This is a genomic window from Seonamhaeicola sp. NFXS20, assembly GCF_049132085.1.
GTDB lineage: Bacteria > Bacteroidota > Bacteroidia > Flavobacteriales > Flavobacteriaceae > Seonamhaeicola.
Genome location: NZ_JAFMPU010000003.1, coordinates 337,516 through 350,351, shown reverse-complemented (window position 1 = coordinate 350,351; position 12,836 = coordinate 337,516). Strand labels below are relative to the sequence as shown.

At 31.9% G+C, this 12,836-nt stretch carries 10 protein-coding genes and 1 pseudogene; 8 read left to right on the top strand and 3 right to left on the bottom strand.

What is annotated here, in order from left to right; translation table 11 throughout:
• Positions 1–117: 117 nt before the first annotated feature.
• The 3 genes and pseudogenes from J1D01_RS07645 (at position 118) to J1D01_RS07635 (ending at position 3,580) form a co-directional block, all read left to right on the top strand.
• Positions 118–2,241 (top strand): Tex family protein, encoded by a 2,124-nt coding sequence (locus tag J1D01_RS07645; RefSeq protein WP_421150400.1) that lies wholly within the window; start codon positions 118–120, stop codon positions 2,239–2,241.
• Between the two features lies 1 nt (position 2,242).
• Positions 2,243–2,565, top strand: a pseudogene (locus J1D01_RS07640) (DMT family transporter).
• 106 nt (positions 2,566–2,671) lie between these two features.
• Entirely contained in the window at positions 2,672–3,580 is a 909-nt protein-coding gene (locus J1D01_RS07635; RefSeq protein ID WP_372935726.1) for a DMT family transporter, read from the top strand.
• Positions 3,581–3,727: 147 nt separating this feature from the next.
• On the opposite strand, the gene J1D01_RS07630 is transcribed toward J1D01_RS07635, so the two are convergent.
• Complete coding sequence (locus J1D01_RS07630; protein WP_421150399.1) at positions 3,728–4,309, bottom strand: tetratricopeptide repeat protein; 582 nt, start codon at positions 4,307–4,309, stop codon at positions 3,728–3,730.
• A gap of 614 nt (positions 4,310–4,923) precedes the next feature.
• The gene (locus J1D01_RS07625; RefSeq protein WP_372935752.1) at positions 4,924–5,355 is read right to left on the bottom strand and encodes a TerB family tellurite resistance protein; all 432 of its coding nucleotides are present in this window, start codon (positions 5,353–5,355) and stop codon (positions 4,924–4,926) included.
• A gap of 402 nt (positions 5,356–5,757) precedes the next feature.
• Here J1D01_RS07625 and J1D01_RS07620 point away from each other — a divergent pair, with 402 nt between their 5' ends.
• From J1D01_RS07620 to J1D01_RS07605, 4 genes are all read left to right on the top strand, one after another.
• Positions 5,758–6,213: an excisionase family DNA-binding protein gene (locus tag J1D01_RS07620; RefSeq protein ID WP_372935730.1), complete on the top strand. Its 456-nt coding sequence runs from the start codon at positions 5,758–5,760 to the stop codon at positions 6,211–6,213.
• Entirely contained in the window at positions 6,203–6,766 is a 564-nt protein-coding gene (locus J1D01_RS07615; protein WP_372935732.1) for a PIN domain-containing protein, read from the top strand. Before J1D01_RS07620 ends, J1D01_RS07615 begins: the two co-directional genes overlap by 11 nt.
• Positions 6,767–7,000: 234 nt before the next feature.
• Entirely contained in the window at positions 7,001–10,294 is a 3,294-nt protein-coding gene (gene mfd, locus J1D01_RS07610; RefSeq protein ID WP_421150398.1) for a transcription-repair coupling factor, read from the top strand.
• 20 nt (positions 10,295–10,314) lie between these two features.
• Complete coding sequence (locus J1D01_RS07605) at positions 10,315–11,646, top strand: TlpA family protein disulfide reductase (RefSeq protein WP_421150397.1); 1,332 nt, start codon at positions 10,315–10,317, stop codon at positions 11,644–11,646.
• 55 nt (positions 11,647–11,701) lie between these two features.
• On the opposite strand, the gene J1D01_RS07600 is transcribed toward J1D01_RS07605, so the two are convergent.
• On the bottom strand, positions 11,702–12,061 hold the full coding sequence (locus tag J1D01_RS07600; RefSeq protein WP_421150396.1) for a YraN family protein: 360 nt from the start codon (positions 12,059–12,061) through the stop codon (positions 11,702–11,704).
• 119 nt (positions 12,062–12,180) lie between these two features.
• Here J1D01_RS07600 and J1D01_RS07595 point away from each other — a divergent pair, with 119 nt between their 5' ends.
• The gene (locus tag J1D01_RS07595; protein ID WP_421150395.1) at positions 12,181–12,834 is read left to right on the top strand and encodes a metal-dependent transcriptional regulator; all 654 of its coding nucleotides are present in this window, start codon (positions 12,181–12,183) and stop codon (positions 12,832–12,834) included.
• Positions 12,835–12,836 lie beyond the last annotated feature (2 nt).

The window sequence follows — 12,836 nt, the reverse complement described above, 5'->3', positions numbered from 1 at the left end:
TTGTTGAGGTTAACAAAACTACTTTTTAATGAAGTGTGAAGAAATACGATAAATGTCGTATATTTTAATAATACAACTTTCTATATTTGCTTTTTACAGAACAAGAAGCGCCTATTTATGTTAGTAACCGATTATATTTTTTCGCACACCCAATTGCCCAAAATTGCTATACACAACACCATAAATTTACTTAATGATGCTTGTACCATTCCGTTTATTTCCCGTTACAGAAAAGAAGCAACGGGTAATTTAGATGAGGTTCAAATTGGCGATATTGTAAAGTATAAAGAACAGTTTGAAGCCTTAGAAAAGCGTAAAAGCGCTATATTAAAAACCTTAGAAGAACAAGGTGTATTAACTTCAGAATTACAACAAAAAATAGAGTTTGCTCAAGACTTAACAACCCTTGAGGATTTATACCTTCCTTTTAAGAAAAGCCGCAAAACAAAAGCCGAAAAAGCGCGCCAATTAGGGTTAGAGCCTTTGGCTAAAATTATTATGAGCCAAAATGCCCGCGATGTTGAATCGGTGGCATACAGATATGTAAAAGAAGAAGTAAATTCTGTTGAAGATGCTTTAGAAGGTGCCCGCCATATAATTGCAGAATGGATTAACGAACGTACCGATATTCGTAACAACATACGCTACCAATTGGAACGTTTTGCAATAATTTCAACTAAAGTTGTAAAAGCAAAAGAAAACATAGAAGAAGCCCAAAAATTTAAAGATTATTTTAATTGGGAAGAATCGCTTAGCAGAATTCCTTCTCATCGTTTGTTGGCTATTTTAAGAGCAGAAAAAGAAGGGTTTATTCGTGTAAAAATTGAAATTGATGACGATAGAGCGTTAAATAAAATTGAACAGCGCATTATAAAATCGAATAATGATTGCGCCGAACAAATAGCAATAGCTATAAAAGATGCATACAAACGTTTATTGTTACCATCGTTAACCAATGAAGCATTGCAAATAGCCAAAGAAAAAGCCGATGAAGCAGCCATTACCGTGTTTGCTAAAAACTTAAAACAATTGTTGTTAGGCTCGCCATTAGGAGAAAAACGGGTATTGGCTATAGATCCTGGATTTCGTACCGGTTGTAAAGTGGTGTGTTTAGATGCACAAGGACAATTAAAACACAATGAAACCATTTACCCGCATGCCCCAAAAAATGATAGTACCGGAGCTATTAAAAAAATAAGCACACTTGCCGAAGCTTATAAAATTGAAGCTATTGCTATTGGTAATGGAACCGCTTCGCGAGAAACTGAAGCTTTGGTTAGAAAAATCAAATTTAAAAATGATATACAGGTATTTGTAGTTAGTGAAGCGGGGGCTAGCATTTATTCGGCATCAAAAATTGCTAGAGAAGAATTTCCAAATTATGATGTTACGGTTCGGGGAGCAGTGTCAATTGGCAGACGCTTACAAGACCCTTTAGCAGAATTAGTAAAAATTGATGCTAAAAGTATTGGTGTTGGCCAATATCAGCATGATGTAGATCAAACTAAACTGCAAAAATCCTTAGAAGCAGTTGTAGAAAACTGTGTAAACGCCGTTGGTGTAAATATTAATACCGCTAGTAAACCTTTGTTAAGTTATGTGTCTGGAATAGGACCTAAACTTGCCGAAAATATTGTGACTTATCGTGATGAAAACGGTGCGTTTAAATCACGAACCGATTTAAAAAATGTGCCACGTTTAGGAGGAAAAGCTTTTGAGCAAGGTTCTGCATTTCTTAGAATTAAAGATGCAAAAAACCCGTTAGACGATTCTGCAGTGCACCCAGAAAGTTATCATATTGTAAAAACCATTGCCAAAAACGAAGATAAAACCGTTGGCGAACTTATTGGTAATGCACAAGTGTTGCAAAGCATTAATTTAAAACAATATGTTTCAGAAAAATTTGGATTACCTACGCTTCAAGATATAGTAAAAGAGCTTGAAAAACCCGGATTAGATATTCGTGAACAGGCTAAAGTTTTCACATTTAATCAAAATATAAAAACAATTAATGATTTACGCGAGGGTCAACTTTTACCCGGTATAGTAAACAACATCACTAATTTTGGTTGTTTTGTTGATGTTGGTATTAAAGAAAGTGGTTTAATTCATGTGTCAAACCTTTCTGATAGTTTTGTGAAAGATGTAAACGAGCATGTGCAGTTGCACCAACAAATTATAGTAAAAGTTTTAGATGTAGATATTCCGCGAAAGCGTATTCAGTTAAAACTTCACAAATAAATTGAATTGGATTATCTTAATCATAGCAGGATTGTTTGAAGTTGCCTTTGCCTTTTGTTTAGGCAAGGTTAAGGAAACCGTAGGTTCTATTTCTAGTTTTTGGTTTATTGGTTTTTTGACGTGTTTGTTCATGAGCATGTGGTTGTTGGTTAAGGCCACACAAACCTTACCAATAGGCACTGCTTATGCTGTTTGGACAGGTATTGGTGCTGTTGGTACCGTTTTGGTGGGCATTTTTGTTTTAACGAACCAGCTACTTTTTGGAGATTGTTTTTCATCACCACACTCATTGCCTCAATTGTTGGATTAAAAACCGTCTCTTAGAAACGGTAATTGCAGAAAAATTTAACAACTTTTATCCAGCATTAATGTCGATGTCATTGTTTTGTAATGTAATTTTGCAGGTTTAATTCATTAATTTATTATTCTAATGAAAAAGGCAAGAATCGCTTTGATGGTTGGAATTATCTGCATATCGATTTTTCCCATATTGGTAAAATTAAATTTAACGCCAGGTGTCATTTCGGCGTTTTACAGAATGGCATTTTCCTTAATTGTTCTATTGCCTTATGTTCTTGTTAAGGGGAATTTTAAGATTACCAATGGCAAAGGATTAGTTCTTGCCTTATTATGTGGTGTGATTTTTGGAAGTGATGTGGCCGTATGGAATATTGCCATCCAACAATCCTCAGCAACCCAAGCTTCGTTGCTTACCAACCTCTCTCCTATATGGGTTGGTATTTTGGCTTTCTTGTTTTTAAAGGACAAACCCAAATCAAACTTTTGGATTGGAGCTCTTATAGCTGTAATGGGCATGATACTTTTGGTTGGTTTTGATGTTTTTAAAAACTTAGATTTTGATTTGGCTTTTAGTTTTGGGGTTTTATCAGGTGTGTTTTATGCTTTTTATATGCTTATAAGCAAATATGTTTTAAAAAGCATGAACATTTCTACCTTCATGGTTCTAAACTTGGTAGGTTCCACAACGCATTTGGGTATTGTTAGTTACCTGCTGAATGAGCCCTTTACAGGTTTTAGCGATATGGGATGGTTTGTATTACTTATACAAGCGCTTGTTTGTCAATTATTAGCTTGGTTTTTAATTAGCTATGCTACAAAACAGATGAGAGCCACCAGGGTCTCGGTTAGTTTGCTTGCTCAAGGGCTTTTGGCCTCATGTTTTGCTTGGTTATTTATTGGTGAACAAATTTCTGTTCAAATGATTATAGGAGGTATTGTTTTGCTATTGGGAATTCGAATAACATTTATTGAGAAGCGCCTAAAGTTTGCCAAGAGAAGTGTTACAAGAAGACTTAATATAAAATTGGGACGAGAGTAAATAATTAATTATACTATTATTTACAGTTTGCGTAAGCGATTGAACGGTATGTTTGAGCTCCTTGCAAAGAGCGAGTAGTGAAAGCGCGACCCCGCCCAAAAGCGGGGTTACGCCCCAAAAACACCTACTCATTTACTAGAAATGGTATTACAATAAATTATTCAACCTGTTTTGAAACCAACTTTTTTTGTTTTCAACGGGCTCATTTTTAGTTACGGGTTTATTTACTTGCTTATTACTATTTAAAAGCTTACGCTTTATGGTAATACGAGAAATAACATCGTTAACATAGTTTATAAACTCGTTATTTAAAGCAATTATTTTGGCTTCTTGTAAAACGTTTTCGGCTTTATCATAATTATTTTGAGCTTCTAAAAGAGAGGCTTGTGCTAATAATATGTTTGCTTTTTTAGTGCCTTTAAAACTTAATGCAAAATCTATTAGTTTTTCAGCTTCTTCATAGTTACCGTTGTTTACCAATAGGCGTATATAACCCGGGTATATATCTGCGTCATGCACATTACAAGCTAAAGCTTCTTGATAGTAGGCTTTTGCAAGGTTAAAATTGCCAAATTGTTCTATTTGTATTTTAGCCATTAAACACAACGCTTTTACACTTTCTGGATTGTAAGACAAAGCATAGTTTAAAGCTTCATAAGCTTTTTCTAATTCATACGGGTAGGCTTGTATAGCTTTTAACAAATAGGTGTTATGTAAATTATTTTCCATTTTTTTAAATTTTTAGGTATAGACTTTTACCCAACGTTATGGGGCACCAGAACCTTGTTTTTAAATAGTGACTAGTTAAAGTCTGTTTTAATAGCACATAAAAATTGCGCTTTTAAAATGATTCAGATTTTTACTCTTGAATTTTAGAAATAAAAAACCCGAAACAGTTTACTTACATGCTTCGGGGTTTTTATCTGGGAAGTTAATCTACAGAAAATACCGAAGCCTCATGAGTGATTGTAAATCACGATAAGTATTCCAAATAGGTGTACTATGTTTTAACATGGCTTCTTGTTTTTATTAGTTATTTATAATGCAGTATTTTGTTTTAAACTGCGGTGCAAATATTAAAACAAATTTTTTAATAACAAAATAATTTTACAATTAATTTATTGATTTTCAGATAGTTAATATTCACTTTAGGCAATTAAATCCCTGTCCGCTTATTAGCAGATATTAGTGTTTTTAGGCAAAGGTTTGTTTCCTAGTTGCTTACACATTAAATGGCGTATATTTTATTTTTTTAAATAGTTTTTCAATTAATCTAAATTTTTTTCAAAAAAAAACGTCCAACAAAAGTTGGACGCTTAAAATATGATAGTTTTTAATTTTTCTTATCTATTCATGTTTTTAATGGCATCCACAAAAGTGTCTAAATCAGCTCCAGTACTTACTAAAGATAATGCTTTGTCAATTATATATTTCACATTTACAGCATGAAACCCTAAGCCAACGGCTATCTTTTTTAATAAAGAATATTCTGGTTCCCCTTGTATATCATCTACATAAACCATTCTTACTAAATCATATAAACGCTCTAAACGTCTGTCATAAGAAACAGGCGGATTAATAGGGTGCTCGTTATAATCTTTTAAAATAGATTTATACTCTGTTTCACTAATATCTAAATTTTTGGCTAACCTATCTAAAAAGGCTTTTTCATCATCTGTAATTACACCATCGGCCATTGCAACTCTTACTATAGAAGCAAAATGGCTTTCATTACGCTTTTTAAATCCGCTATCAAATAAATCTGAAAAAGACATATAATTTTGTTTTTTAGTGCTGCAAACGTACATATTATTTTTAAGATTATAAACCCAAATTTTAATTTTTTGGGAGTTACCACACCCTTCTGCTAGCTCAGGGGCAAGTAGTTGGGTTTTACTCATTTTAAATTAATGAATTTGTGAATATAGATATTTCACTACTTAATCCTTTCTTCGTTAGGAATTTCAGACATGCCTGTTAATTTCTAATGTAGGGAATGTTTGCTAACATATGTTATTCTATATTTAGGACACGACAGAGTTTTGTTTAACATTTTTGTAAGTAAGTTAGAACCAACCGTGTTGTTGTAAATTGTTTTTTAAAAATTTAACATCAATTTGCAAGATTGTTTCGTTTATTTCGTTTAATATTGTGTAAGATTACTTAAAACAGCGACAATGGAAACTTATAAAAAAATTAATAAGCCTTCGAAAGATGAGCAAAGGTTGGCAATAGAGTCCTATGATGCTTTGACTTCAGTTATCGAACAATTAAAATCTAAAAATCCTGAGATTGAGATTGAGGAAACTCAAGAGAGAATAAAAATTCCATTAAGTGCTTTGAAATTTTTAGGAGAAATATTAAAGGCAATGAGCCAGGGGAAACCATTTTCATTAGTTCCAGTTGCCACAGAAGTTACAACCCAAAAAGCAGCAGAGATTATAGGTTGCTCTAGGCCTCACTTAGTTAAACTTCTTGAAGAGGGGCAAATAGAATATACAAAAATTGGTAAACATAGAAGGATTAAGTTTGAGGATGTCATAAGGTATAAAACGAAGATGAAAGAGGTTCAGAAACAGAATATTATTGATATAATGAAGTCGGACGAAGAATTGGGATTATATGATTCATAGTGTAAGATTTAAATGTGTATTAGATACTAATGTAATTTATCCGATTGAGATTCGTGATTTACTTTTTTGGTTTGCGTATCATGACATGTTCACTCCAAAATGGAGTGAACATATATTTGATGAATGGAAAGATGTTATGACAAGAAAGGGTGTAAGTGTGAAAGAAGCTAATAGAAGAGTAGAAAAGGCAAACACTGCATTCCCTGATGCTTTAGTTACTAATTATTCTGGATTAATAAATAATTTAGAATTACCAGATCCAAAGGATAGGCATGTTCTTGCGGCAGCAATTAAGACGAATGCAAATATTATTGTTACGAACAACATAAAAGATTTTCCTAAAGATTATTTAGCTTCTTTTGGGCTAACAGCCAAAACAGCCGATGATTTTTTAACAGATATTATAGATTTAAATCCCGAACAAGCTGTCCAAGCTTTTAAGGAATTAGTTCTTCATAGAAGAAATCCAGATTTGGATGAGTTTCAAGTTTTGGATATACTTAGGAATAGAGGATTGAAAGATACGGCTGATTTTCTACATTCACAGTTGTAATCAATTTAGAATCAATAATCTTATTAATATAAATCGCGTTGCATATTTTTATATCCAATGTGAAACGAAATTCAGCAATTTTCTTACAATATAAAGATTAGTAATACATTGTATTAATTAAAAATTAAAATCATTTTAAAAATAAATTTAACACCTATATTTGCACTGGTAAAAAACAGGGTTAAATAATTGAGCTTTTCAAATCTCTCTCAAGTTTATGAACAGGCTTTGCAAATGCAAAATCTGCAAAATTCTATTGGCAAACCAGAAAATAAAATTCATTTAAAAGGGCTGGTTGGGTCTTTGTTTTCTTATGTTATTTCAACATCATTTAAATTTACAGAAAAACCTTTTTTGTTAATTTTTAATGATAAAGAAGAAGCGGCACATTATTTAAATGATTTAGAGCAGCTTATTAATGATAAAGATGTGCTGTTCTACCCCGGTAGTTACCGTAGGCCTTACCAAATAGAAGAGACCGATAATGCCAACGTATTATTACGTGCAGAGGTTTTAAACCGAATAAACTCCCGTAAAAAACCGGCAATAATAGTTACCTACCCAGATGCGCTTTTTGAAAAAGTTGTTACAAGGCGCGAGTTAGAACGAAACACACTAAAAGTAGCCGTAGGAGATAACCTTTCTATAGATTTTGTAAACGAAGTGTTGTTTGAATATAAATTTAAACGCGTTGATTTTGTTACAGAACCAGGAGAATTTTCGGTACGTGGTGGTATTGTTGATGTGTTTTCGTTTTCGCATGATGAACCTTATCGTATAGAGTTTTTTGGTGATGAGGTAGATAGTATTAGAACTTTTGATGTTGAGTCGCAACTATCAAAAGAGCAAATAAAGAAGATTAATATTATCCCTAATGTTGCTAATAAGTTTTTAGAAGAAAGCAGACAAAGCTTTCTAAAATATATAGCACAAAAAACAGTGGTATGCTTAAAAAATGCCGACTTATGTTTTTCTAGAATTGATGATTTTTTTGTTAAAGCAGAAGAGGCTTTTAAGGGTTTATCATCAGAATTAAAGCACAATGAGCCCGAAGAATTATTTTGTAATTCAAAATTATTAAAAAAGCAATTATTAGAGTTTTCAATTATAGAGTTTGGCACTCAGAGTGTGTTTAGTAAAGGCAATGAAATTATCTTTAATTCTTCGCCACAACCCGCTTTTAACAAACAATTCAATCTTTTAATTGAAGATTTAAATACTAATCATAATAAAGGTTATACCAATTATATAGCTTGTGTTAGTGAACAACAAGCAAAACGATTTCATGATATTTTTGAAGATGTAGAAGAAGATGTTCATTATAAAACCATAGTGCAATCATTACACCAAGGTTTTGTAGACCATGATAATAAAATAGTTTGCTACACAGATCATCAAATTTTTGAACGTTACCACAAATTCCATATAAAAAACGGATATGCTAAAAAGCAAGCCATAACTTTAAAGGAACTCACAAATTTAGATGTAGGCGATTATGTAACCCATATAGATCATGGTATTGGGCGTTTTGGAGGGCTGCAAAAAATAGATGTAGAAGGCAAAAAACAAGAAGCCATTAAACTTATTTACGGAGAGCGAGATGTACTCTACTTAAGCATTCACTCACTACATAAAATAACTAAGTATAACGGTAAAGATGGTAAGCCTCCTAAAATATATAAACTAGGTAGTGCTGCTTGGAAAAATTTAAAGCAAAAAACCAAAGCTAGGGTAAAACATGTGGCGTTTAATTTAATTAAACTCTACGCAAAGCGAAAAACTAAAAAAGGCTACCAATACAACCCCGATAGTTATATGCAACATGAGTTGGAAGCTTCTTTTATATATGAAGACACTCCAGACCAAAGTACCGCAACGGCCGATATTAAAGCCGATATGGAAAGCGAGCGCCCCATGGATAGATTGGTTTGTGGTGATGTTGGTTTTGGAAAAACCGAAGTAGCCATTCGTGCAGCTTTTAAAGCTGTAGATAACGGTAAACAAGTGGCTGTTTTGGTACCTACTACTATTTTAGCATATCAGCATTCAAGAACGTTTAAAAAACGTTTACAAGATTTTCCTGTTGTTGTAGATTACCTAAATAGATTTAGAACTGCTAAAGAAAAACGTTTAACACTAGAGGCTTTAGAACAAGGAAAAGTAGATATCATTATTGGTACCCATCAACTAGTAAATAAAAATGTTAAGTTTAAAGATTTAGGACTTCTTATTGTAGATGAAGAACAAAAATTTGGTGTAGCAGTAAAAGAAAAATTAAAAACCATTAAAGAAAATGTTGATGTACTTACATTAACAGCAACTCCTATTCCGCGTACATTACAATTTAGTTTAATGGCTGCTAGAGATTTATCAGTCATTACTACACCGCCTCCTAACAGGTATCCTATTGAAAGCCACGTAATTAGATTTAATGAAGAAACTATAAGAGATGCGGTTAGTTATGAAATACAACGTGGCGGACAAGTATTTTTTATTCATAACCGTATTGAAAACATTAAAGAAGTTGCCGGATTAGTACAACGTTTAGTTCCAGATGCTAAAGTAGCTATTGGTCACGGACAAATGGATGGTAAAAAGCTAGAGCAACTTATGCTGTCTTTTATGAATGGCGAGTTTGATGTGCTAGTTAGTACCACTATTATAGAAAGTGGTTTAGATGTGCCTAATGCCAACACCATTTTTATAAATAATGCCAATAATTTTGGGTTGAGCGATTTACATCAAATGCGCGGACGCGTAGGGCGTAGTAATAAAAAAGCGTTTTGTTACTTCATTACCCCAGAATATTCTGCTATGACAGATGATGCCCGTAAACGTATATCGGCATTAGAACAATTTACAGAACTTGGTAGCGGTTTTAATATAGCTATGAAAGATTTAGAAATTCGTGGAGCTGGAGACTTACTTGGTGGCGAACAAAGCGGATTTATTAATGAAATAGGTTTTGATACCTATCAAAAAATATTAAATGAAGCTATTGAAGAACTTAAAGAAAATGAGTTTAAAGATTTGTATAACGAACCTGATGCAGACAAAATTTATGTAAAAGACGTTACCATTGATACCGATTTTGAATTGCTTTTTCCTGATAGTTATGTAAACAACATTGCAGAACGCTTAAGTCTTTATACTAAATTAAATGAGCTAAAAACCGAAGCAGAATTAAATCAATTTGAAAAAGAATTATTAGATAGATTTGGAGCATTACCAGAACAAGTGACCGATTTACTAAATAGTGTCCAAATAAAGTGGATTGCCACCCAAATAGGCTTTGAAAAAATTATTATGAAACAAGGTAAGTTTGTAGGCTATTTTATTAGCGATCAACAAAGTAGTTTTTATCAAAGCAAATGGTTTACCAAAGTATTGCAATACGTACAAGCAAACTCTCATTTATGTAAAATGAAAGAGAAACAAACACGCAAAGGCTTACGATTATTGCTTACTTTTGATAATGTAAAATCAGTAGAAAAAGCTTTAAAACTATTAAAACCTATTGTGGCTTAATTATTGCATTATATTAACAAATGAAATACACAGTAAAACACTTATTAACCCTACTGTTACTACCAACAGTTTTTTGGGCACAACACACAATAAAGGGAACGTTTTCACCTGCACAAGATTATGAAATAGCACTTTTGTACAGAGTTACTCCAACAGTTTCAGAATATATAACAAATGCTAAAATTAATGAGGATGGAAGTTTTGAAATTAAACTAGACTCTACAGCTAAAAAAGGCATGTATAGATTAGTATATGCTATTCCTCAAGAAGATTATAATTTTGATATTATTTATAATGGTAAAGAAGATATAGAACTAACCTTTAATTCTGAAACAGGCGTAGAATTTCTAAGTTCTATAGAAAATAAACTGCTTACTTCTTACACCAACAGTATGTCTATGGTAACCTATAGTATTGGTAAATTTTTTAGTGAACAAAGCACAGATACATTGGCTTTAGCCAAAATTTTTCAAACACAAAAAGACACCCAAAAAAGCTACGAAGATACTGCTAAAGACTATATAGTGTTAGAATTTATTAAAGCCAACAAACCATATATTCCCGAAGGTTTTGAAGATGTAAAAACCTATGTAAATAACCTAAAGAAACATTATTTTGATTATGTAGATTTTACAAACAAAACATTACAAAGTTCTAACTTTTTAGAAGAGAAAATGCTAAACTATGTGTTTGGAATGACCATAGATTCTGATGATGAAATTGTTAATTACAAACATAATATTGATGTGGTTTGTAAAGCCATGAAAGAGGCTCCTAATGAAGTAAAACGCATTTTACTTGTTAGCCTATGGCAACAAATGGTAGATTTAAATTTTGAATCTGTTGCCAATTATATTGCAGAGAATTATTTAATGGATATTGCAGTAGATTTAAATGATCAAGAACTTTTAAACAGCTTAATACAATTTTCTAACATTTCTGTTGGAAAATTAGCTCCAGATTTTTCTTTTGAAATAACACAAGACGGAAAAAACACTTCAACAAAATTAAGTGAAATTGAAGGTTTTGATAAATATATTATTGTATTCTGGAGTAGCACTTGTTCTCATTGTTTAGATGAAATACCAGAACTACATACCTATATTAAAAACCAACAGAATGTAAAAGTTATTGCTATAGGTTTAGAAGATGAACCATACAACTGGAAACGTTTAACATATAATTACCCAGAGTTTATTCATGTTTATGGCGAAGGTAAATGGGAAAATGAAATAGGAAATAATTACGCAGTTTCGTCAACGCCAACTTATTTTATCTTAGATAAAGACAAAAAAATTATTGCTAAACCAGAAGACTTTGAAGCTTTAAAGAAAGTTTTTGACAAAAATTAATTCAACTTTTTGTTGCCTTAATTTATTTCAGCATCTAGCTATAAAAATATTCTAACTAAAAGTGATAAAAAGCATCTTCTAAATGCTCTATTTTATAACCTTTCTTTTCTTTAACTATAGCAATAATATCAAACCTAACTTCAACCTCTAAATCATTAACAGTAACATACTCATCAACGGCTTTTACTAAGTTTTTAATTTGTTTAGGTTTTACAAAATCTTGCGGATTACCAAAATCTTTAGAAGACCGCGTTTTCACTTCAATAATAGCAAGTGTGTCTTTTTGTTTAGCTATAATATCAACTTCAGCTTTATCAAACCGGTAATTACGTTCTATAATATTGTAGCCGTTTTCAATAAGAAAATCTACAGCTAACTGTTCACCTTTTTTACCAAGTTCGTTGTGTTGCGCCATAGTACTAATATATAAATATTTTATTATAAGGTGTTTAATTTAAAAGTTCTATAAAAATAAAACTTTAGCCTTGTCTAAAAATATTTTTAACCTTGGGTAAATTAGCGTATCTTTGTAATATGGTTTCACTATCAGAAGAAAACTATTTAAAAGCAATTTATCAGTTAGGGCAACAAGGTAGTGTTGCTGTAAGTACCAACGCTATTGCAAAAAAAATTGAGTCTAAAGCATCTTCGGTTACAGATATGATTAAAAAATTAGCAGAAAAAAAACTAGCTAATTACGTAAAATATAAAGGAGTAAGTTTAACAGAAAAAGGGCGTTTAGCAGCAGCATTGGTTGTTAGAAAACATAGATTGTGGGAAGTGTTTTTAGTAGAAAAATTAAATTTTTCTTGGGATGAGGTTCATGATATTGCAGAGCAGTTAGAGCATATAAAATCATTAAAACTAGTAAACCAGCTAGACGATTTTTTAGGAAACCCAACACATGATCCACATGGAGACCCTATTCCAGATAGAGATGGAAATTATTTACCCGTAAAAAGTGTGAGTATTTTAGATATAAATCCTGGAAAAGCGGGGGTTTTAGCTTTAGTTAAAAACTCCTCTGATGCGTTTTTAAAATATTTAAATAAAAATAATTTGTCATTAGGAGATAGTATTAAGGTTTTAGATTTTGAACCTTTTGATAACTCGTTAACCATAGAAACTAAATCTAAAAAAATGATTATTTCTAAAGAAGTAGCTCAAAATTTATACTTAAGTATTTAATT

Excerpts from the sequence above, each read along its gene's own strand:
- J1D01_RS07645 (WP_421150400.1), top strand. The coding sequence starts at position 118 with ATGTTAGTAACCGATTATATTTTTTCGCACACCCAATTGCCCAAAATT.
- J1D01_RS07635 (WP_372935726.1), top strand. The coding sequence starts at position 2,672 with ATGAAAAAGGCAAGAATCGCTTTGATGGTTGGAATTATCTGCATATCG.
- J1D01_RS07630 (WP_421150399.1), bottom strand. The coding sequence starts at position 4,309 with ATGGAAAATAATTTACATAACACCTATTTGTTAAAAGCTATACAAGCC.
- J1D01_RS07625 (WP_372935752.1), bottom strand. The coding sequence starts at position 5,355 with ATGTCTTTTTCAGATTTATTTGATAGCGGATTTAAAAAGCGTAATGAA.
- J1D01_RS07620 (WP_372935730.1), top strand. The coding sequence starts at position 5,758 with ATGGAAACTTATAAAAAAATTAATAAGCCTTCGAAAGATGAGCAAAGG.
- J1D01_RS07615 (WP_372935732.1), top strand. The coding sequence starts at position 6,203 with ATGATTCATAGTGTAAGATTTAAATGTGTATTAGATACTAATGTAATT.
- mfd (WP_421150398.1), top strand. The coding sequence starts at position 7,001 with ATGCAAAATCTGCAAAATTCTATTGGCAAACCAGAAAATAAAATTCAT.
- J1D01_RS07605 (WP_421150397.1), top strand. The coding sequence starts at position 10,315 with ATGAAATACACAGTAAAACACTTATTAACCCTACTGTTACTACCAACA.
- J1D01_RS07600 (WP_421150396.1), bottom strand. The coding sequence starts at position 12,061 with ATGGCGCAACACAACGAACTTGGTAAAAAAGGTGAACAGTTAGCTGTA.
- J1D01_RS07595 (WP_421150395.1), top strand. The coding sequence starts at position 12,181 with ATGGTTTCACTATCAGAAGAAAACTATTTAAAAGCAATTTATCAGTTA.